Genomic DNA, 20,936 nt, shown 5'->3' with positions numbered 1-20,936 from the left:
CAACAAAAATAGTTCTGCCCGATAACGATGTTTAGCAAGAACTAATCCAAATAGTAGCGTGGTCGGTCCCTTAGTAAGCGTTCAGGGGAACCGCTATGATTGCTTTTCTGGCCAAGCTGGAACGATTTGAGGATCTCGCTACGGAGTGCGACTTGATCGCTGGCCGGCAGGCGGATGGAAGCAAGCGGGAGCTCTACTTGCGCCTGGGGGCGCACTACCGCCAGCTGGCCTGCGACATGCGCAGTGTCATTGCGACAGTCGATGCCGCCGCATGATGGCGTTTAATTCCACGCCTGGACCAATCCTTCGTTGACCAAGGCGGTGACCGCCGCGGTTGCTAGCTGACAATCTCAGTGACTTTGAGAACTCCGGCTCTCCGGAGTGAACCGGAAGTCCCAAGTTCGGTCGCGATCGACGGCTTTTGACCCGAAGTGGACATCTGGGATTGGGCAACTTTGACCTCAGCCATTAACTCGACCAGAAAGCTTTCTCTGTCATCACGTCGGGGCTTTCCCTAACCTCGCTCACGGAGCGGGCTCGAGCATTCGAGGCGATTATTGTCCACAGTGGGGATCGCGCCACACCGCGAGGGCGGGAATCGCCGTAACGTTCGTGCGTGTTTGTCCCACTTGAACCCATTTGCCGGTTCAGATGCATTTCTGTGGGCGGCTGACGTTGATCGAGCATTTTGGAAGGCGATTGTAACGCATCGCGACTTCAAGAGCAGCTGACACTTCCAAAACCAATGGCACGGCCAGCGTGGATCTATTTCGAGCTGAGAAGATCGCTACTGTCCAGGACCGATCACATCATGACTGCCGATTTTGCGGAGCTACGCTCACCCTGGTCAGAACAATCATGGAATCTGAGAGCGGAATTGTCATTCATACGTTTGAATGCGAGCAGTGTGGAGACCGTACTTGGACCGAGTAGGAATCTAGGGGATCTAGGGATCGCTTACCGCAACCAGCACAGCACCGATCCTCATAAAAACACCGCGCCGTTGCACCGCTGCGTTAGGCTCGATTTGATTCAGCGGCGTCCAACACCCTGGACCGTACGGCTGAACTGATCACTGGTGTGCCACTCACCCGTGCTCATGTAGACGCTGTATGCGTCAGCGCGTTGTGGGCGTGTCCATCCCTGCTTTTTGGCTGCGGCCTCGCGATAGGCACGTCTTTAGGGCCGGCTTGGCGAGTGCGCCGCTTGTCATTAGCGCAATTGCCAATCTTGAGATAAGCGGCGTTCGCATAACGCTCCCTCATCAGTTCGGGCCAAATGTCATATGGCATCGTGCCCACTACGCCGTCCAGTCGAAAGGCTGAGAACTCGGAGAGGTCGGCGACAACGCTCCTCGCGCGCAGTCAGCCTAGCCACTCGCTTCTCTATCTGAGGCCGCTATATGAACAGAACATCAACCGCCCACATTGCCAGCACGATTACGCAATAGCCGGCTATAGCGATCCAGTCGTGGCGTTCGCTGATCGAGCCGCGCATTCAGGTCGGAGCCCTTAGACCAGGTAAGGAAAGCCACTCCGTCATGTGGGAGGCTGTCTCATCCTGTCTGGCTTTGCGAAGCAGAGCTTCGCGCTCGGGACATGGCGGAAGTGCCTTCGCGGCCTCGGCCAGATCACGCGCCTCTTGGGCAAGGCCCTGCTCAAGTGACTGGATTTGCTGCACACGTCGGCGCCGTTTCACCATGGCGCTCCTCCCTTGCTTCGCAGGCGGGAGCGCGATCGGTCTCTCGGCCACCGACGCCTTACGAGCAGAGCCTTGGCCGGTGATGCAAAGCGAACGGCCAAATCGGGGAAAGGTTGCTATGAGTTGCAAATCCCACTTAGCGAAGAGGCCGCCAACCGAGGCGGCCTCTCCTATTAAGCGACCCCAGCAACCATTGGGGGCCTATGGGAAGGAAGGCTAGTTGCTGGGGCCATCTACCGGCCCGATGCGCCGAGCCAGGTGGCGGATTATTGCACGTATATTGCCACCCCAATGATGACGAGGGGGCTTAGCCCGAATAGTACAATCCAAACGCTTTCAAGTAGGTCTTTGCCCATGGCACAACCTCTGCGTTGAGGTTGCAGCCTACCCTCGCGGAACTCCGTGAGACAGTGCAGTTTGTGCCCGAGCAATGGAGCGAAATAAGAATTCTGCGGGCGGCGTTCTCAGTGAAAAAGAATCGCGACCTTACCGTGGATTCGCCTGGATTCGTTTTCCATGCTGTTTCGCTCGTTGATGCAGATGGGTGCGGCCAAAAAAGAAGCGGCCCCAGCGCGCTGGAACGAACGCGGAGGCCGCCTTACCCGTCCGCCGAATAGAAAGGGGCCGCCCGCGATGCGGCCCCCGCCGAGGGAAATTCTCGAAAATGCGATCGGGATTAAATGTCTAGCCCCGGTAACAATTAATCTAAAGTTTTCCACATCAAATGTGGATTCCGGGAAACCACGGTGTTCCGCATAACGGAACAAAACGCTGACTGTGCTAATTCCCCGCAGCGGGTGTCCGAATTAGGACAACACCCGCCGATGCGTTGTGGGTCGCCAGCGAACTACCGAGCGGCCCAGATGTTACCTCCCCGTTCTTACATGCACTTGGGATCATTCCGGTGATGTCTCGCATCTTTTATTTCGCCATGTTCGTCGCGGTGACCGGCACTGTCTTCGTATTGCTGATCGCACTTGAGAAAGTATTCCACTCCATGGGGGCAGCGTAGGTTGCGCCCTTCGAGAGCGCCTTGAAGACCTGAGCCTCCGGGAACTCTCGCATTCCCAAGTGCAACCGCTGGTCGGCGAAAATTCGCGGCTTGTGGGACTTCAATCAAGCTTCACGGGCTCACTGCGACGCCGGATGGTCACTTCGATCCGCTGCCCAGCCAGGCGCCTCGAAGAAATCACCTCTGTCAAATAGGTCGAACTCGGGTATTTTTCGAATATCCGCTGAGTTCGTGCCGTGACTTCAGCGGGCGTCGCGCTGATCGTTTCTAGTATGGCTTCAGATCCACTGCGGTCCTTCATCGTCCGAGCAAGCTCGCGGGGGGTTTTCGCCACAGGCGCGCCTTTCGCAAAATAAGAAGTTCGTCAGTAATTTAGCGGGATACAAAAACAACTCGTCCCGAGAAAATATCTTGCGGCGCGCATACTTGATCTGCTTCGCCAGAAACCAGACTGCTCTGATGTAAGAGAGGTGACCATATCACAAGTGCACGTTCTCAACGAGGGCACGAGGTGGCGAGCCAGGATCACCGACTATGGCAGCGCAAAACAGTCGGTGGCAGATCACGCCCTGCAAAGGATCGAAGAGTCGCTCTTGCAGCCCTTGCCCTAGCTGATTGATGACCTGACCATTCGGAGACATAGTATTGCCTCGCTGGTGTCGCCAAATCGTCATTCAAGGGCGCGGACCGCAGACTTGGAGCATAGCCGATGAAGAAGTCAGACGTGACCTGCGACAGGTGCGGCGCGGGGTTCCGACGATTGGAGCTATGGTCCGAACCTGGTCATAGAGGCGAGTATCGATGCCCTATATGCGAGACCGTGCTCGAGGTTTTCGACGGCAGTAATCTTATCGCATACCGGCTCACCGTTCAGCCGAAAGGCAGTTCAGCGCGCGAGCGGAGCCACTCGGCCGCGTAAACGGAGTGGCTCCGCCTTGCCCGCGCTGGTGGTTACCCGCAGGCTAGGCGACAATCTCATCAACGCTGTATTTCAGTTTCGTGACACGACTATTGCTGCCCACAAAATGGGGATATGCATCTTCCCAGCTTGTCGAGAACGCTGTGACCGGTACCCTGCAGAGGCGGACTATCACGCGTGGATTCCGCGAGCTGGAAGGGCGTCTACCGCATTCTGAAAAAGGGACGGGCTCGACGTCCGCATCGTGCAAAATCCAACGACGTCTCTGTCGGACGATGTGGCCGCGACCCGGCAGATCGTCGCGCAGGCCAAGGGGCCGGTCGTGCTGGTCGGTCACTCCTACGGGGGTGTTGTCCGCACCGAGGCCGCAACGATCCGAAGGTGTCGAACCTACATCACAGCGTTTGCGCCCGACAAAGGCGAGTCGGTTTCCTTGCTGATCGCCAACCCGCCGCCCGGCGCTCCGGTGCCGCCGATCCTGCCGCCTCAAGACGGCTTCCTGTTCCTCGACAGGGCGAAGTTCGCCGACTCCTTTGCCGGCGACGTCGATGCCGAGAAGGCGGCATTCCTGGCGGACTCGCAGGTGCCGTGGGGCGTCAAGGCTCTGGAGGGCGCGGTGAGCGAGCCCGCCCGGCGGAAGAAGCCGAGCTGGTATTTGGTCGCAACCGATGACCGGATGATCCCGCCGCCAGCTCGGCAGATGATGGCCAAGCGCGCCGGCGCCACGATCGTCGAAAGCAAGGGAAGCCATGCGGTCTATGTGTCGAGGCCAGAAGCCGTTGCCTCCTTCATCAAGAGCGCCGTCCGCGCTTGACGTGAGAGTCAAAAGTCGCAACCGCCGCCGGTAAGAGCTGGCGGTGACGTTCAACTGGCCTCCGCTATGGGTCAAGGTGAAGATTTCGTCGAAAGGCTAGATCATCCGCCTACCGCCGGCGCATCCCCGAGCGGGGAGACCGTCACCCACATCTTCGACAATCCCCGCTTGGCGTACAGGTCATTGCCGGATCCGATCCCGTCGGATGTCGCTCTTGTGCCGCACCTACGTATGCCATGACCTCCGGACCGACCAGCTCGCGGGCCCGGCGCAGGCGCAATCGGCTCCCTTGGACCGGGCCCCCTCTGCGATCGTCAGGGCCAGCGCCTCCGTCGAGCTGTTGCGGGAGTAGAAGACGACAAGAACCTTTGGATTTGACACGATTGACCCCTCTCGGAGCCAATGAAATACCGTCACGCGAACTCCGGTCGCGCGGGGCAGGACGACGTTGATGGGATGATGGAAGGGGTTAGCCCGCGATCTTTCCGAACTTGCCGGCAGCATAATCAGCCCGCGTCCATCTGACATCCGCGCTGGTACTCATGACCAGCGGGCCGTGCTTGACGAAGGTCTCATGCAGCGGCGGGCTCGCCATCACGACAAAATGGGCATGCCACCACCCAAGCTCAGATCGCTATCGTCGATGCCGGCAGCAGCGACAACCGACGACCCGGCAGAGATGGCCCGGCGCTCACCGTTCACCTCGACCTGCAGCTCGCCCGAGACGGCATAGATCCAGACAGCCTGGCCGCCAGGAAGGCGGTGGCTGAACTTTGCGTCTCCGGAAACCACACCATCGAGCAGCGTGAAGTCCTCGGTGCGCGCTCTCCGTGCTTCACCTGTTTCGCCCAGAGCGACGCGGACCTGATAGCCGGGCCCCGCCAATTTCGGCATCTCCGCCGCGCTGACGTTCAGGGAGCGGGCCACCTCCTGCGAGGAAAGACCCGCTGTTCTTGCTTCTTGTTCTTCCAAGTTAGCCTTAGGCGATCGCGGTTTGGCCCGCCAGAACCGGACGCTCGGTCAGCGGCGCTCCTGGGCCCTAAGCCAAACTCAACGTCGTGAACGCTCGCGACCGCGAACTAGCCACCCATTCCATAAAAGTCGGCACGCCGCTTCATTTTTTGCCTCAAGCAAGCGCGCCGATTGACAAACATCTCATTCAGCCGCAATCGCCGCTTCGCCGGAATGTGGAATGATTTTGCGGGCTCGGCTGCAGCTGAAGCGGTGCAGCGCGAGGTAGACCACCGGCGTCGTGTAAAGCGTGAGGAATTGCGACACCAGCAGGCCGCCAACGATCGCGTATCCGAGCGGCTGGCGGATCTCGGCGCCGGTCCCGTGCCCGAGCGCAAGCGGCAGGGCACCGAGCAATGCCGCGAACGTCGTCATCATGATCGGGCGGAAACGCTTTAGCGCCGCCTGGAAGATCGCCTGCTCCGGCTCCATAGCCTCGGTCTGCTCGGCATGGATTGCAAAATCGATCATCATGATGGCGTTCTTCTTGACGATGCCGATCAACAGGATGATGCCGATCAGCGCGATGACGCTGAGCTCGAGGTTGAACGCCATCAGGATGAGAAGCGCACCGACGCCGGCCGAAGGGATCGTCGAAAGGATCGTGATTGGATGGATCAGGCTCTCATAGAGCGCACCCAGGATGATATAAACCGCGATCAGCGCCGCGAAGATCAGGAGCGGCTGGGTCTTGAGCGAATCCTGAAACGCCTGAGCGTTGCCCTGGAACGAGGTGATCAGGGTGGCCGGGACGTTGAGGTCTCGCTTTGCCTTCTCGATCGCCTCGACCGCCTCTCCGAGCGCAGTACCTGCGGCCAGGTTGAACGACAGCGTGATCGCCGGGAACTGGCTCTGATGGCTGACCGATAGCGAGCGCACGGTGCGCTTTTGCTCGACCAGTGCGCTCAGCGGTACCTGCCGCCCGCTGCTGGATGGCACGTAGATCAGGTCGAGCGCGTTGGGATCAAGCTGGAATTGCGGGTCGACTTCCAGGATCACCCAGTAACTGTTCTGCTGCGTGAAGTATTGCGCGACCTTACGCTGCCCGAACGCATCGTAGAGCGTGTCGTCGATCGCCTGCGTGGCGACGCCGAGCCGAGACGCCGTATCTCGATTGATCTCCAGTCGCAGGGTCGGACCAGCGATCTGCTGGTCTGTCGCGACGTCGAGCAGCAATGGAATTCCTTGCAAGGATCGAAGCAGGATCGGCGCCCAGTGATCGAGCTCGTCGAGGTCGCTATCCTGCAGCGTAAATTGGTACTGCGTGCGGCTCGCGCGTCCTCCGACATTAATGTCCTGCGACGCTTGCATGAACAGGGCGATGCCCTGCACGGCAGCAAGTTTTGGCCGCAGCCGGTCAATGATCTGGCTCGCGCTGGCAGCGCGCCGGTCGCGCGGCTTGAGATTGATGAACATGCGGGCGTTGTTCACGGTCTGGTTAACGGTGCCGGCACCGACCGCCGACATCACGCCGTCGATACCGGGATCAGCCATAAGAACGCGTACCAGTTGCGACTGCCGCTCCATCATGGCCGGATAGGAAACGTCCTGTGAGGATTCCGATACGGCCACGATGAATCCGGTATCCTGCTGCGGGAAGAAACCCTTCGGAATCAGCACATAAAGATAGCCGGTCAGGATGATGGTCGCGATGGTCGCAGTCAGCGTGAGCCGGTGGTGACGCAGCACCCAGCGCAGGCCCGCCTCGTAAGCCGCGAGCATGCCATCGAAGAACTTCTCGCTCAGCGCATAGAGCCGGCCGTGCCGCTTGCCCGTCTCGTCCTGCAACAGCTGCGCACACATCATCGGCGTCAGTGTCAGCGAGATGACGGTCGACACCAGGATTGCCACGCTCACCGTGACGGCAAATTCGCGGAACAGCCGCCCGATGATGCCGCCCATCAGCAATACCGGAATGAACACCGCGATCAGAGACAGGCTCATCGAGATGATGGTGAAGCCGATTTCGCGCGAACCCTTCAGCGCAGCCTCAAGCGGCGAGTAGCCCTGCTCCAGGTACCGCGCCACATTCTCAACCATCACGATCGCGTCGTCGACGACGAATCCTGTCGCGATGGTCAATGCCATCAGTGAGAGGTTGTCGAGGCTGTAGCCAAGGACATACATCACCGCGAATGTGCCGACCAGCGACAGCGGAACAGTGATGCCGGGGATCACGGTGGCCCAGCCGTTGCGCAGGAACAAAAAGATCACCATGACCACCAGCGCGATGGTGAGCATCAGCGTGAACTGAACCTCTTCGACCGAGGCGCGGATGGTCTGGGTGCGATCGGTAACGATATGGACGTCGACGGCCGACGGGATTGCCGCCTTCAGTCGCGGCAACGCCGCCTTGATGTGCTCGACTGTGTCGATGACGTTGACGCCGGGTTGCCGTTGAATGATGAGGACGGCCGACGGTTGTCCATTGAAGGTGCCGGACCCGCGAATGTTTTCGGCGCCATCCACCACGGAGCTGACGTCGCCGAGCCGCACGGGCGAACCGTTGCGCCAGGCAACGATAACCTGCCGATAGCCGGCGGCATTGAATAACTGATCGTTGTTCTCAATCGTTGCGCCCTGGCGCTCGCCGTTCAGCGTGCCCTTGGGAGCATTGAGCGTGGCGCTCGCGATCGCCGCCCGCAGATCCTCCAGGCTCAGGCTGCGGCCAGCGAGTTCGAGCGGATTGGCTTCGACGCGCACGGCGGGCTTCAGCGCGCCGGCGATCAGCACGGTGCCGACTCCGTCGACCTGGGAAAGTTGCTGCGCGAAGATGTTGTCGGCAAGGTCGCTGACCGTCGTCATCGGCAGGGTGTCCGATGTCATCGCTAGCACCATCACCGGCGGGTCAGACGGATTGGTTTTCCGATAGGTCGGCGGTGACGGCAGGTTCTTCGGCAATTGCCCACCGGCGGCGTTGATCGCGGCCTGCACGTCCTGCCCGGCGGCATCGATATTGCGGTCAAGGTTGAACTGGATCGAGATCACCGATATTCCGATGCCGCTCACGGAGGTGAGCTGGGCTACGCCGGACATCTGCGCCAACTGCCGTTCCAGCGGGCTTGCGACCGAGGACGCCATCGTCTCCGGGCTCGTGCCTGGCAACTGGGCCGTCACCTGAATGGTGGGAAAGTCGACCTGCGGCAGCGGCGCGACCGGCAAAAGCAAATAGGCGACGAGGCCGACCATTGCGAGGCCCGACATCGCCAGCGCAGTTGCGATCGGACGTCGGATAAAGGGTTCGGAAATATTCATCATGCGCCGCCTTATTCCCGGCCTTGTGCGCTGGAGGCGGTGCGTTCTTTCGCAGGAGCCGCCGGCGAGGGAACGGGTGCGATGCGCGTGCCGGGCCGGAGCTTGTAGTGACCGTCCAGAACGATGGTTTCACCGGCAGCAAGGCCGCTCTCGATCAGCGCCTCGCCGTTGCGGCTGGCGGCGATCCGTACCGGACGGGTTTCGACCGTGGAATCCTGCCGGACGAAGAACGCGTAGCTGCCGTTAGGCCCCGATTGCAGCGCGGATTCCGGCACGACCGGTCCGCGGCGGACGCCGAGCAGCAGGCGGGCGCTGACGAATTGACCGGGCCAAAGCCGTCCGTCGAGATTTGAAAAGATCGCTTTCAGGCGGATCGAGCCGGTGCCTTGATCGATCTGGTTGTCGATCAGCTCGAGACGGCCTTCGGCAAGCTTGATGCGGTCGTCCTGATCATACGCCGATACGACAAGCGCCCCGCCCCGCATCGCATCGATGATCTCCGGGAGATATTTCTGCGGCAAGGTGAAGATCACGCCGATCGGCGCTACTTGTGTGACGACGACAAGTCCGCCCGAATCGGAGGCATGAACAATGTTGCCCTGGTCGATCAGGCGGATGCCGGTGCGGCCGGAGAGCGGCGAGACGATCGTCGTATATCCCAGCTGCACGCGCGCATTGTCGATCACCGCCTGATCACGCGCGATCGCAGCCTGATACTGCGCGACCAGAGCTTCCTGGGTATCGACGCTCTGGCGGGTGGCGAACTCCTTGACCACGAGCTTGCTGTAGCGCTCCAAATCAAGCCTGGCATTGGCGAGCAGTGCTTCGTCGCGCGCCTTGTCGGCCTCGGCCTGATGCAGTTGCGCCTGATAGGGGCGCGGATCGATCTGCGCGATCAGGTCGCCGACCTGTACATCCTGGCCTTCGCGAAAGGCGATCTTTTGCACCTCACCATCGACGCGCACTTTTACGGTCACGGTGTTGTAGGCTTGGACCGTGCCGAGTCCCACGCGCGAAATCGCGAAGTCCTGATCCTTCACCACGCCGGCCGTCACGGGCACCGGCCACGCCGGCGCGGTATTCGCGGCCGGCTTCATGACGCTGGACGGAATGCCTTCGCGCCATAGATAGGTGCCTGATACCGCAAGCACGGCTGCAGACAGGCCCGCAATCCATAATCCTGGAACGTTCATTGTGTTGTCCTGTCATGGAAGGGGCTGAGTTGCTCATCCCTCCGCTGGCGCTTTCCCGGGAGCCGATTGTTATTTATACGACGTATAACTTATACGACGTAAAAGCAAGCGCTGATGCCGCACGGCGGCGATCAGGGGGCTCTGCTCACAGGATGTTGAAGGCCACCGACGCCCGATGGCGGTCGGACGACGAGGAGGCGGTGACGATCCGTGGCGTTGGCGGGGTTCGGCACCGGCTCCGACCAAACCACGCGCGGGATTTTCTGCCTGCCTCAAGCGAACTCGAGTATTTAAGAGTAAAGGTCACCAGCTTATTATTTTGATCGTCCGAAAATGTCTTGAGTACCGAACTGCGGGCATCCAAAGAACGACACTCCCGCTCCGCCCATCTGGTCCGCTTCCCCACAGCCGCCCAACAAGAGCAGCAGCACGAAGCGCGCCAGAGGCGGCTGCCATTCGCTCATGGGTCTCATTGGACTACCCGCCTCGGGATTGCTCCGGTACGCTTTGCGTCAGACCGAAGAAAGCGCGTGACCGTGAGCTGGCTAAGCGCTGGAATTCCGGTCGGCCGAGCCATTGCGCAGCCTCGATCCAACGCAGAACATCCGGGCGCCCCAACGGTCGGATTCTGCTTGCGGTCTGTGCCGAGCGCTTCATCAAAGCGCCACTCCATGCTACTTGAATTCGGCGGCATGGAGCTTGACGAAATCCCCCATGTTCATTGGAGCTTCGCCGGTGAGCTTGCGCAAGGTATTCGTCATGCGGTCGTAACGCCCCTGCCTGTTCAACTCGGTTATGGCCGAGAGATGGCTGACGACGTGCTCAGGAAACCTCGCCTTTCGAAGACCCTCGCTCCACGCCGGAAGTGGGACGTCGCGATATCGGATGGGCCTGCCGAGCGCCTCGGAGTACGCGCGCGCATAGTGCTCCAGATCGGCGGATTCGGGCCCCGTGAGATCGTAGACTTGTCCGATATGCGGTGTTGGGTCATCGAGGATCGCCGCGACCGCACGCGCTACATCGACCGCCGAGATCGGCGAGGTCTTGCCGCCGCCCATCGGCAGTGCCAACTCGTCGGAGGCCCGCACGCCGGCGGCGGCGAGCGTAAGAAAGAAACCCTCGAGGAACACTGTCGGCCGCACCGTGACGACCGGCAGTCCGGACCAGGACAGGGCCTGCTCCGCCAGCCAGTGCAGCTTGTGCTGCGGGCTGTCGGTGGTCTCGCTGATGCTCATCTGCGAAACCGTCATCTGCGACATGTTCACGAACGCCTCAACGCCGTGGTGCCGCGCCACCGCTGCCGTGTTGATCGTGGCTTCCAGGTACGCCGCCGAGACAGACATACCGAAATAGATACGCCGGCAACCTTCGATGGCGCGGTGCATCGAGGCGAGGTCCGTCAGGTCGCCATTTACGACCTCTGCGCCGAGCTGCCGTAAGGCCTCGGCCCGCTTGTCTTCGCGCCGAACCAAGGCGCGCACCTTATGTCCTTTTGTCAGAAGTAACTGGGTAAGACTGCGGCCGATGCCGCCGACGGCGCCGGCTGCTCCGGTCACGAGAATCGGGCTGTCGTGTTTCTGTTTCGTCGTCATGTTGCTGGCCTAGGGTTGCGTTCATAGTGGTGAACGAGTGGTCGTTCGGGTCTTCGTTTTCTGCAGCTCAACGCGGTGGCATTCCGGCCTGCCGCATGACGAAGCGCTGTATCCGAGGGATGACGATCACCAGCATCGGCACGATCACGACGTAGCTCGTTGCCGCGGCCCTCAGCCAGCGCACGGCGAAATCGGGTTGAAAGCCGTAGTTCATAGCAAGACCAACGAACGACATGCTGGTCGAGGTGATCAGGCCGGTGATCATGGAAATCGCGGGTCCGATCAGTTTCGGGGGAAGGACCATTTGCTTGCTCCTGGAAACGGGTTTATTAATTGGACGACGTATAACTTATACGATGTAAAAGCAATGGAGCCAATGCCGAGAACCGCTGATCCGGAGCTACCTCACAGAATCTTGAAGGCCGCCGACGCCCTTTGGCAGTCCGGTGGCGAGGAGGCCGTGACGATCCGCGGCGTGGCGGCCGAGGCAGGCACCACGACGCCGACGGTCTATAGTTATTACGCCGATCGGGAGGCGCTGCTGACAGCCTTGCGCGCGCTCGCCTTTCAGCGCTTCTCAGGCTACCTGGGGAAATCGCGCGACTTCCGCGATGCCTGTGTACGACACCTTGAGTTCGGCACGAGCCACCCCCGCGACTATGAACTGCTCTACGGACGTGGCTGGATGGAACGCGTCACAACAGATGCGCAGGGCAGCGAGATCGCACGATATACCAGCCATCTCGTGCGCGCCGGCGTCGATGAAAGCAGGGCCGCGCACGTTGCCTATCCGGTCATGATGATGCTGCACGGCGTAGTGATGCATCGGCTGTTGAACAAGAAGCCGAGTCCGCTCGGCCGCACGATCGCGGCAGCCTGTCTCGATGCCTGCATGACGCTGCTCGAGAGAGCGCGGCATGGGAAATAGGCACGACGGTTTCTCCGCCATCCGCGGAAGCTCTATGGTGGGCGGCAGACCCTAGCCTCAGTTGTCCTGCATCCTTTATGCCATTTCCGATTGGCCGTTTCTGACGCCAAAGGTACCCTGCCCGTCCGGTCGCGGTCGGCTGATAGTGGGCATTCGCAAGCGAACAAGATTTAAGAGCCCTTGACTTTTTCGGGTCATCAATCGGTGCGAAGAGTATCAGACCACACCGCCATGGCGACGTCGATCATGCGATCGAGCAGGCCAGGATCAACACCCGCTTGCGGGAAGTTCAGTACGGACTGCAGCACGCCGAGGTAATGCCAGGCCATTGCATCTATATCGGTACCTTGGGCCAGTTCCCCCGTCGCGACGCCTTCACGCAGAATCCTTGCCAAGATATCGCGCTGACGTGCCGCCGCAGCCAGTGTGGCGGCCTGTCCTTCTTTAGATAATGCCGAGATCTCGGCACAACTTCGCCCGATCAGGCAACCCGCCGGCCGGGATCTGTCTGGCAAGAAAGCGCGCAGCAATGCCCTCAATCGCCCACGCGCGCTGTCAGCCTTGACAGCGTTCATGCGCCGCAAAACGCGTTGCGTATAGGCTGCAAGAGCTTCCTGGAACAAGCCGTCTTTGTCGTGGAATCTCTGATAGAGGCTGGAGCGAGACAAACCCGTAGCCTCCGTCAGATCGCTGATGGCAGCGGCCGCATAGCCGTTGCGCCAGAAAACCTCGGTTGCTGCAGCGATCACGGCAACGTCATCGAATTGCGGCTTGCCACTCATCAACACCTCACTTGACATCTTGGAACGATCGTTCCATGTATTTTGGACCGACCGTTCCAAGATACAAGGGAGATTTCGCTATGTCCAAGGAAATCCAACCGGTGTCGCACAAGCCGCGGATCGCCATAGCCGGTGCCACGGGTCGCGTCGGCTCGACGCTGGCCAGCCTCCTCGCTTCCGATCCGGTCGATATCACGGTACTGACCCGGCGGCCCGACGCGCCTCAACTGCCCAGAGGTGCCCGCATCGCCGCTGTCGATTTCGAACAGCCGGATACGCTTGAGAACGCGCTTCGTGATACCGATCGGCTGTTCGTTTCGCATGGTACGTCGCCACAGCAAGTGGCGAACGAGATCGCGTTGATCGACGCCGCCGTAGCTGCCGGCGTCCGCCATATTGTCAAACTCTCCGCCTTGGGGCCGGCATCTCGCCTCAATCCTTTTGCCTGGCATATGCAAATCGAGGCACATCTGGCTCAGCAGCCGGTGGCGTCAACCGTCTTGCGGCCCTCGGCATACGTCGACATCCTCAAACGCGCGGCTGGTCAAATCGCTGCCGGCTTCTGGGCGGGCGCCGCCGGCGAGGGGCGCGTGAACTTCATCGATACCCGTGACGTCGCCAACGTGGCACGCGTGGCATTGCTCGAGGAATTCAGCCCGGAGTCGCAGCGCGCCTATCATCTGACCGGGACACGGGCCTGGACCATGCTGCAGGTTGCCGAGCAACTGTCGAACCTGCTCGGCCGCCCGGTCGTCTACAACCATCGATCGACCGAGGAACAGCGAGCCACGCTGCTGGCTGACGGCCTCCCGCCACTGGTCGCCGATTTGCTAGTCGGGCTGGACCAGATGTTTCGCGAATCCGCACTCGGAGAGACCACGTCGACCGTCGAGATATTGACCGGCAAGTCGCCGAGAACGCTACCGCAATGGCTTGCCGAAAATATCGAGATCTTTCGGAACTCAACCCAGCATCGGGCCGCGACTACCCTGGAGGCGCGCGAGGCTCCCGAGCCTCTCGTCTCCAACCCTTAGCGCGAGCCTAGCGCCTTCTTTGGTCCTCCAAGTCATCGCGAGGGGTATCAGAAAGCTGTCAACAGGGAGCAACACATGTCCACAATTCACCTCCATCAGAGAACCTCGTTGACGCCCGAGCAATACGTCCGCGGGCTTACCGATTTCGGACCAGGCCGTTCGAGGCTTTTTGGCAATAGCGCCGATGAGTACCTTAAGGTGCATCGCCAGAGCCACACGGCAGCCGACGTCACGGAGGGCTCCGGCGGGGTCTGGGAACGCCTGCGCTACGATTGGTCTGATCTCAGCCACGTCGTCCTAACGACCACCGACTCTAACGTGTGGGGCGGGGCGTCGAGCCACACCTACACCTTCACGCGTCAGCCAAATGGCACGACCGATATAGACGTCGTCGTCATTCGGGAGGGCAAGAACTTGAAGGGACGAATGCTCGGTCTCGTACTGGGAACGATCGGCAGGCGCGTGCTGGAGAGGGCCTTCGAGAACTCAGTCAAGGCTATCGAAGCGCGGAACGCCGCGGGGCACCCTACGCAGAGCGCGGCTTAGTTATGCGGCGGGTATGCGCGTCGCACGTTGAGCGTTTTCTTGGCAATTAGTTGAGTAATAAGAGGAGTCTCAGATGAAGGCCTACCTGATTGTAACGTTGACGGTTCACGATGAAGCGATGTTTGCAGAGTATCGAAAGAAAGTAGGGGACACAGCCAAACCGTTTGGAGGCCAGTTTCTCGCTGCTGGGGGCAAGGCGACAGTGCTCGAAGGTCAGTGGGAGCATTCCGGCACCGTGATCGTTGAATTTCCATCGCGAGAATCCGCCGAACGCTGGTATGAATCGGCCGCCTACCAAAAGATAATTGGTCTTAGACTCGAGAGCACGAGCGGCAGCCTAGTTATTCTGGACGGAATTTGACAAAATACTTTCAGTGCGGCTGACGACGCCCAATCCGCTTGGCCGCTCGCTTGGCACATCGACCATCGTTGGAGGACGGCTTCTCAGGGCGTTCACGCTTCCAGACCTAATTCGCATCCAAGGACTACCGCAGACGCTAACCTTCGATAGGTATTGATCTCCCGGTGCACACGCCGACTTCTAACCAATTGTATTCTTGGTTCGACAATGCCGATCGAAACCTCGGCTTTCTCCGGTCCGGTGGGCCAGCAATCGACAGAAAAACTCATCAGTTCCTCCGGGCGGTCTAGTACCCCGAACAACGTTCACGTCCGGAATGGCCGCTCCATGTCCCGCGACCGGAATTGCTCGACAGCCGACCGGAGCCTGACGCATACTTATCCGGAACGGTCACCGAGGCGCGGACAGCGCCCGAGCGCGCCACATGGCCTCTGAATTTCACGAGATTGGGATGCTCGTTGACCCGGCCCGAGTGACCACGCTAATTCGCCAAGGCTCGGATCGAAGGCTGGATTGTCAGCCTATAGGCGATCATCCTGGTTCCGTCGAAAATCTCCAGAGACAGTGGTATTCGCCCCTGTCATCTGGCTTTGACCAAAGCTCGATCCGCCGAAAACCAGCTCCACAATTGGAGCATCGACCGCTTCAATTCACGCGTAGCGGAGCGCCTTGATGACAGATGATTCCGCGATCTTTCCGGCGAGCGTGCTCCTCGTTGCCAAGCTCCCGAGTTGTATCCTGATCTTCCGGCGTGGAGTCGGTCCCCGACGACGTCGTATAGTGGGTTCATGGTGCACTCGGAGAGCGTTCGCATTTGCTGCGGTTTCAAGGGCTTATGCCGACGACGTGGTTCGAAAGGTTCTTCTCAGCCTGAAAAGAGCCTTTCAGCTCCGTTTGCGTCAGTCGCGGCACCAGCCATCGCGCGATCTCCTATTGCACGCAAATGAAGGCCGGTCGGCACCCCGCCCCGCTCGCATTCAGTTTCGAAGTTTCAAAATACGTAGCGATTATAGATGCTTGCTTTGACATCATATGCGCTCTACCCCATTGAAATCATTTCACAATCTCTTTCGCCAGAATGGCGATAAATCGCCGTGGTGCCCTGCACAGCGTAGACGCCTACCGCATGGCTGGCTTCGCCTTTTACGATTAACCTTTCGTTAACCATGCGCGCGCCAGTGTCGCGCCTTAGTAAGGAGGCGCGAATGGCAATGTTCCGAATTCAACTCGCCGATGGCGAAAAGAGCCTCAAGACGGACCTTAAAGCGGTGAACGAGGACTCCGCCCGCAACGCGGTGGAGAAATGGTTTGACGGAGCTGCTTGGCGTATCGTCTCGATACGGCGCTTGTCCGACTAGGTTGCCGCAATACGACGTTCAGGAACATTCGGCAGAGATCCACACCGAATCTCGACAGCGCGGCTACTGGTCACCACACCAACGTTTCTCCTTGCCATTCACAGTCGACAGCTAGGAGGGAGCGACCACGTCGCCCCTCCTAGCTGATCCGGATTAACGCGTGAGATGAGCTTTGATCTCAGCTGACATTTGACGGATCGCAGCCTCCGGCTCGGGATCGGTCAGAATGCCATTCAGCAAGACGAAGTCGTGGATCATGCCGTTGTAGCGAGTCGCGATCACCGAGACCCCGGCCTCCTTGAGCTTACGGGCGTAAGCTTCGCCTTCGTCGCGCAGTGGATCGTTCTCCGATGTGACGACCAGCGCCGGCGGTAGCCCGCGCAGTTGTTCGAGGCTCGCGCGCAATGGAGAGACATAAGGGTTGTCGCGCAATGCGGGGTCCGGTGCATACAAGTCCCAGCCATATTTCATGAAAGCGCGGGCCAAGAACCGACCGGTGCCGAATTCATGGTAGGACTGAGTGTCCACGCTGGCGTCGGTCGCCGGGATCATCAGCACCTGGTGACTGATCTTGGGACCGCCGCGGTCCTTAGCCATGAGCGTCAACGCTGCGGTCATGTTGCCGCCGACCGAATTGCCGGCCACCGCGATCCGGCTGCCATCCGCGCCAAACTCTTCGGCATGGCTCGCCACCCACTTCAACACAGCATAGGATTGATTGAGCTGGGTGGGAAACCGCGCCTCGGGAAGGGACGTGTATTCGACGAACACGCCGATTTGGCCCGAGCCGACGACCAGGTCCCGCAAAAGGCGCTGGTGGTTCTGGAAATTTCCGACAATCCAGACGCCACCATGAATAAACAGCAGCACACCGGGTTTACCGGAGATCTGCTCGGGCTTCATGATGTAGATTTTTACGGTTTGACCGTCCTGGGTGATGGTCTGCTCGGTCGTGCTTACCCCCGACATGTCGACCGGGGTCTTGTTCTGCAAGCCGGTCAGGATGTCCTGCGGCTTTGGCTGAGGAAGCTCCCAGAAAGGACTTGAGTCCTTGTTGATTTCTTTCAGAAACGCACGAACCTGCGGATCGATGCGAGGGTCGGTCGCGGGATCTGGTGTTGCAGCTTGCGTCGTTTGCGTCATAACCGTCGCTCCAAGAAGGATTGCTGAGAAAAGAAGGGTGCGTCGCATGTGTTACCTCTGCCGTTCCGACGGTCGAGCGCGTATCCAGAGCACTTCGAGCGAGCTCCGCGCTTCGTTGACGACTTGTTCGACCGTCCGATGCTCACCGCCACGCGCAACGTTTGAGCTCGTTTCGCGCGTGAATTCCCTGAGCCTGTCCTGAGAAGTTCTGAGAATCACTCGATCTACCGGGGTCGCCGACTTGACGGAGCAAAGCGCAAAGGCCGTTCACGCGTCGAACGGGTGGGAAGTCGATCTGGCCCGGCGCGAGTTGCGGTCCGGCGGTGCCGCCGTGCCGATCGGGAGCCGTGCCTTCGAGATCCTCGAGATTTTGGCTCGATCGGCCGGCGAGCTCGTCACCAAATACCACCTGATGGAGCGCGTATGGCCCGGCGCGGTCGTGGAGGAAAACACCCTCCAATTTCACATTTCGGCCATCCGAAAGGCGTTTGGCGCCGACCGCGGCCTGCTGAAGACGGTCGCCGGCCGTGGTTATCGCCTGCTGGGGCGCTGGAACGTGCTGGAGGCACCCCTGCCGGGACACCGGTTCGGTGACGCTGAACGCACCCCAAAACCGGCATTTCGAACCAACGTGCCGATTGCAGGATCGGCGCTGATCGGCCGAAGCGAACCGCGGCAGCATCTGCTGGATGTCCTGTCGGCTTATCGCGTCGTCACGCTGACCGGGCCGGGCGGAATCGGAAAAAGCGTGCTGGCTCTCGAGGTTGCGCGCGGCATCTTTCCGACGCTTGAGGGCGATTGCTGGATCGTCGAGCTGGCTGCGCTGTCGGACGCGGCACTCGTGCCGGCTGCTGTTTCCGTGGCACTCGGAATGAGCATCGCGGGCAGCGTGATTTCGGCCGAATCCGTGGCGCGGGCTCTCGACCGGGAGAAGCTGCTGCTCGTGCTCGACAATTGCGAGCATCTCATCGATGCCGCAGCCAAGCTCGCGGAAACGATCGTCCGTCTATGCCCGAATGTGTCCGTGCTTGCGACGAGCCGGGAAGTCCTGAGAATCGAGGGCGAGTACGCATATCGCGTTCCACCGCTCGACGTGCCACCTTCGCGCCAGGACGACGAGGATCTCATTCGCGAGTATAGCGCCGTCCAACTGTTCAATGCCAGACTGATCGCCCTCGGTGCGGGCTCGTCGGCTGGCCCAGGAAACCTGCCACTGATTGCCGCGATCTGCCGGCACCTCGACGGCATTCCGCTCGCCATTGAGTTTGCGGCAGCGCGAGTTGCGACGCTAGGACTTCAGCAGACGACTGACCTTCTGGATGATCGCTTCAGTCTACTGACAGCCGGCCGCCGAACGGCTCTGCCGAGACACCAGACCCTGCGTGCGGCACTGGATTGGAGCTACGAGCTGCTGCCGGACGCCGAACGGGCCCTGTTGGGCCGGGTGGCAGTTTGCGCCGGCGGGTTCACGCTCGAAGCGGCGACCGCAGTCATGGGCGATCCCGCGGTGACGGCCAACATGGTTGCCGAGGGCATCGCAAGCCTGGTCGCCAAGTCGCTCGTATCTCTTGATACATCGGCACCGTTCGGCCGCTGGCGACTGCTCGAGACAATTCGGGCCTATGCGCTCGACAAACTGGCCGAGAGTTGTGAGGGCGAACAGGTTGCCCGTCGGCACGCGGCGTTCTATCGCGATCTGTTTGCACTGGCCGCCGACGGCCCATCCATGGATTTCAATGATCTGCCCCGTTACGTTCGAGACCTCGACAATATGCGAGCGGCACTAGAGTGGGCATTCTCTCGCGATTCGCAGGAAGTCGACATCGGAATCGGACTTGCTGTCGCCGCCGGGCCCGTCCTGCTGGCAACGTCCATGTTGCCCGAATGCTATCGCTGGTCGGAGCAGGCGCTGCTGGTCCTGGACGACACCAGGTGCGGAACTTCCGATGAAATGCGTTTGCAGGCCGCCCTGGGCTATTCACTGATGTTCACGCGCGGCGGCGGCGACGAGGCGCGCGCGGCTCTGGATAGAAGCCTTTCCATCGCCGAGGATCGCGGCGAACTCACTTATCAAATGTGGTTGCTCAGCGCGCTGAACATCTTCCATTTTCGAGGCGGCAATCGCGAGCTGACAATGCAATGCGCAAAGCGTAGTCTGGCAGTCGCCGAAGCCCTTGGCGACCCGGCCGCCTTCGCGTTGGCGCATTTCGTGTTCGGGAACTCACTTTACCTGACTGGCGATCTCAAGGGCGCCAAAGCGGAATTTGAGGCGGCGATAGAAAATCGGCCACGTGCACAGGGCGCCAGCAAGGTCTATTTCGGCTTTGACGTCGCCGCCCCGGCCGCAATGGGTTTGGCGAGCACACTATGCCTGCAGGGCTATCCGCTCCAGGCCACCGAACAAGCGCACCTCATCCTTGAGGATGCCCGTCACATCAAGCACTCGATCACATTGAGCCTGACTCTCATTCACGCGGTCTTGCTGTTCCTCTGGACGGGCGATCTGGAGACTGCCGAGAAGGTCACGGATTGGTATATCTCCAATGGCCGGACCCATTCCCTGGCGCTACAGGTGTTGGTCGGGCGTGGCATCAAAGCGCTGCTGGCGATCAGCCGCGGCGATTCTCAAATCGGAGTCGATGCCTTGCAGAACTGCGTGCAGGAGCTTCGCGCTGCACGGTACGGGATGATGGCTTCGCCATTCAATCTTTCGCTCACGGAAGGGTTTGCCGCGATCGGCCGATTTGACGAAGGCTTGAGCGTGATCAATGCTGGCATCCAATTGGTCGAAATGAACGGCGACCTCATTTACATGACCGAGTTGTTGCGGGTGAAGGGCGTTCTTCTTCTCTCAATGCCGCAGCCTGACGTCGAGGAAGTGGAAAGACTCTTCAACCGCTCGCTCGAACTCAGTCGTCAACAAGGCGCGCGGGCGAGCGAACTGCGGGCTACGTTCGACCTGGCAAAGCTCATGAGCGCTCATGGACGACGCAAGGACGCTCGAATCCTCCTGGAACAAATAGTTGTTTGGTTCAAAGGCCAAGACACCGCGGATCTAAAAGCGGCGGAACGCCTCCTGACGACTCTGGAATTGATATAGTTGCAGCGGGACTTGGAAATTAAAGCCACGTCACCTAAATCCGGACGGCAGCACTCCGCAAGACATGTTCGATACATTGCATTAGATAGGTCACGCCGCGACGACGAGTATTTGACGCCGCGGTCGCGAGATGCGGCCTGCCGGCCAGGCCAAGCTCAATAATGGGCTGCACTTTCTCCAGGCCGTT

The 20,936-nt window shown here is 60.1% G+C and carries 16 protein-coding genes; 8 read left to right on the top strand and 8 right to left on the bottom strand.

Annotation, left to right across the window (positions count from 1 at the left end; translation table 11 throughout):
* The first annotated feature begins 95 nt into the window (after positions 1–95).
* Complete coding sequence (locus BraRD5C2_RS33935; protein WP_223970370.1) at positions 96–275, top strand: hypothetical protein; 180 nt, start codon at positions 96–98, stop codon at positions 273–275.
* Positions 276–3,876: 3,601 nt separating this feature from the next.
* Positions 3,877–4,446, top strand: coding sequence for an alpha/beta hydrolase (locus BraRD5C2_RS33925; RefSeq protein ID WP_223975790.1), 570 nt, complete (start codon positions 3,877–3,879; stop codon positions 4,444–4,446).
* Between the two features lie 469 nt (positions 4,447–4,915).
* Here the strand turns inward: BraRD5C2_RS33925 and BraRD5C2_RS39765 are convergent, their stop codons facing one another.
* From BraRD5C2_RS39765 to BraRD5C2_RS33895, 6 genes are all read right to left on the bottom strand, one after another.
* Positions 4,916–5,041, bottom strand: coding sequence for a pirin-like C-terminal cupin domain-containing protein (locus tag BraRD5C2_RS39765; protein WP_223975789.1), 126 nt, complete (start codon positions 5,039–5,041; stop codon positions 4,916–4,918).
* Positions 5,041–5,418 (bottom strand): cupin domain-containing protein, encoded by a 378-nt coding sequence (locus tag BraRD5C2_RS33915; RefSeq protein WP_223975787.1) that lies wholly within the window; start codon positions 5,416–5,418, stop codon positions 5,041–5,043. Before BraRD5C2_RS33915 ends, BraRD5C2_RS39765 begins: the two co-directional genes overlap by 1 nt.
* 183 nt (positions 5,419–5,601) lie before the next feature.
* Complete coding sequence (locus tag BraRD5C2_RS33910; protein WP_223975786.1) at positions 5,602–8,712, bottom strand: multidrug efflux RND transporter permease subunit; 3,111 nt, start codon at positions 8,710–8,712, stop codon at positions 5,602–5,604.
* Positions 8,713–8,723: 11 nt separating this feature from the next.
* Entirely contained in the window at positions 8,724–9,905 is a 1,182-nt protein-coding gene (locus BraRD5C2_RS33905) for an efflux RND transporter periplasmic adaptor subunit (protein WP_223975785.1), read from the bottom strand.
* Between the two features lie 674 nt (positions 9,906–10,579).
* On the bottom strand, positions 10,580–11,497 hold the full coding sequence (locus BraRD5C2_RS33900; RefSeq protein WP_223975784.1) for an SDR family NAD(P)-dependent oxidoreductase: 918 nt from the start codon (positions 11,495–11,497) through the stop codon (positions 10,580–10,582).
* Positions 11,498–11,564: 67 nt separating this feature from the next.
* A complete protein-coding gene (locus tag BraRD5C2_RS33895) occupies positions 11,565–11,801 on the bottom strand; it encodes a DUF2798 domain-containing protein (RefSeq protein ID WP_223975783.1) in 237 nt (78 codons plus the stop codon).
* 111 nt (positions 11,802–11,912) lie between these two features.
* Between BraRD5C2_RS33895 and BraRD5C2_RS33890 the strand changes: the two genes are divergently transcribed.
* A complete protein-coding gene (locus BraRD5C2_RS33890) occupies positions 11,913–12,425 on the top strand; it encodes a TetR/AcrR family transcriptional regulator (RefSeq protein ID WP_249788377.1) in 513 nt (170 codons plus the stop codon).
* Between the two features lie 197 nt (positions 12,426–12,622).
* Here the strand turns inward: BraRD5C2_RS33890 and BraRD5C2_RS33885 are convergent, their stop codons facing one another.
* Positions 12,623–13,207 (bottom strand): TetR/AcrR family transcriptional regulator, encoded by a 585-nt coding sequence (locus BraRD5C2_RS33885; protein ID WP_223975782.1) that lies wholly within the window; start codon positions 13,205–13,207, stop codon positions 12,623–12,625.
* A gap of 80 nt (positions 13,208–13,287) precedes the next feature.
* On the opposite strand from BraRD5C2_RS33885, the gene BraRD5C2_RS33880 reads away from it, so the two are divergent.
* The 4 genes from BraRD5C2_RS33880 (at position 13,288) to BraRD5C2_RS33865 (ending at position 16,506) form a co-directional block, all read left to right on the top strand.
* A complete protein-coding gene (locus BraRD5C2_RS33880; protein WP_223975781.1) occupies positions 13,288–14,241 on the top strand; it encodes an NAD(P)H-binding protein in 954 nt (317 codons plus the stop codon).
* A gap of 75 nt (positions 14,242–14,316) precedes the next feature.
* Positions 14,317–14,787 (top strand): hypothetical protein, encoded by a 471-nt coding sequence (locus BraRD5C2_RS33875; protein ID WP_223975780.1) that lies wholly within the window; start codon positions 14,317–14,319, stop codon positions 14,785–14,787.
* A 73-nt stretch (positions 14,788–14,860) separates the two neighbouring features.
* The gene (locus BraRD5C2_RS33870; protein ID WP_223975779.1) at positions 14,861–15,148 is read left to right on the top strand and encodes a DUF1330 domain-containing protein; all 288 of its coding nucleotides are present in this window, start codon (positions 14,861–14,863) and stop codon (positions 15,146–15,148) included.
* Between the two features lie 1,205 nt (positions 15,149–16,353).
* Positions 16,354–16,506, top strand: coding sequence for a hypothetical protein (locus BraRD5C2_RS33865; RefSeq protein ID WP_223975777.1), 153 nt, complete (start codon positions 16,354–16,356; stop codon positions 16,504–16,506).
* A gap of 153 nt (positions 16,507–16,659) precedes the next feature.
* Here BraRD5C2_RS33865 and BraRD5C2_RS33860 read toward each other — a convergent pair whose 3' ends face one another.
* On the bottom strand, positions 16,660–17,649 hold the full coding sequence (locus BraRD5C2_RS33860) for an alpha/beta hydrolase (RefSeq protein WP_223975775.1): 990 nt from the start codon (positions 17,647–17,649) through the stop codon (positions 16,660–16,662).
* A gap of 241 nt (positions 17,650–17,890) precedes the next feature.
* On the opposite strand from BraRD5C2_RS33860, the gene BraRD5C2_RS33855 reads away from it, so the two are divergent.
* Positions 17,891–20,749, top strand: a complete 2,859-nt coding sequence (locus BraRD5C2_RS33855) for an ATP-binding protein (RefSeq protein WP_223975773.1) — start codon at positions 17,891–17,893, stop codon at positions 20,747–20,749.
* Positions 20,750–20,936 lie beyond the last annotated feature (187 nt).

This window comes from Bradyrhizobium sp. RD5-C2 (assembly GCF_019972155.1).
Taxonomy (GTDB): Bacteria; Pseudomonadota; Alphaproteobacteria; order Rhizobiales; family Xanthobacteraceae; genus Bradyrhizobium.
Note: the sequence above shows the minus strand (reverse complement) of the source record. Positions and strands in the feature narration are given on the sequence as shown.

Bases quoted from the DNA above. Each gene is read 5' to 3' on its own strand.
- BraRD5C2_RS33935 (WP_223970370.1), top strand. From the start codon at position 96: ATGATTGCTTTTCTGGCCAAGCTGGAACGATTTGAGGATCTCGCTACG.
- BraRD5C2_RS39765 (WP_223975789.1), bottom strand. From the start codon at position 5,041: ATGGCGAGCCCGCCGCTGCATGAGACCTTCGTCAAGCACGGCCCGCTG.
- BraRD5C2_RS33910 (WP_223975786.1), bottom strand. From the start codon at position 8,712: ATGAATATTTCCGAACCCTTTATCCGACGTCCGATCGCAACTGCGCTG.
- BraRD5C2_RS33905 (WP_223975785.1), bottom strand. From the start codon at position 9,905: ATGAACGTTCCAGGATTATGGATTGCGGGCCTGTCTGCAGCCGTGCTT.
- BraRD5C2_RS33900 (WP_223975784.1), bottom strand. From the start codon at position 11,497: ATGACGACGAAACAGAAACACGACAGCCCGATTCTCGTGACCGGAGCA.
- BraRD5C2_RS33895 (WP_223975783.1), bottom strand. From the start codon at position 11,801: ATGGTCCTTCCCCCGAAACTGATCGGACCCGCGATTTCCATGATCACC.
- BraRD5C2_RS33885 (WP_223975782.1), bottom strand. From the start codon at position 13,207: ATGAGTGGCAAGCCGCAATTCGATGACGTTGCCGTGATCGCTGCAGCA.
- BraRD5C2_RS33880 (WP_223975781.1), top strand. From the start codon at position 13,288: ATGTCCAAGGAAATCCAACCGGTGTCGCACAAGCCGCGGATCGCCATA.
- BraRD5C2_RS33875 (WP_223975780.1), top strand. From the start codon at position 14,317: ATGTCCACAATTCACCTCCATCAGAGAACCTCGTTGACGCCCGAGCAA.
- BraRD5C2_RS33870 (WP_223975779.1), top strand. From the start codon at position 14,861: ATGAAGGCCTACCTGATTGTAACGTTGACGGTTCACGATGAAGCGATG.
- BraRD5C2_RS33865 (WP_223975777.1), top strand. From the start codon at position 16,354: ATGGCAATGTTCCGAATTCAACTCGCCGATGGCGAAAAGAGCCTCAAG.
- BraRD5C2_RS33860 (WP_223975775.1), bottom strand. From the start codon at position 17,649: ATGACGCAAACGACGCAAGCTGCAACACCAGATCCCGCGACCGACCCT.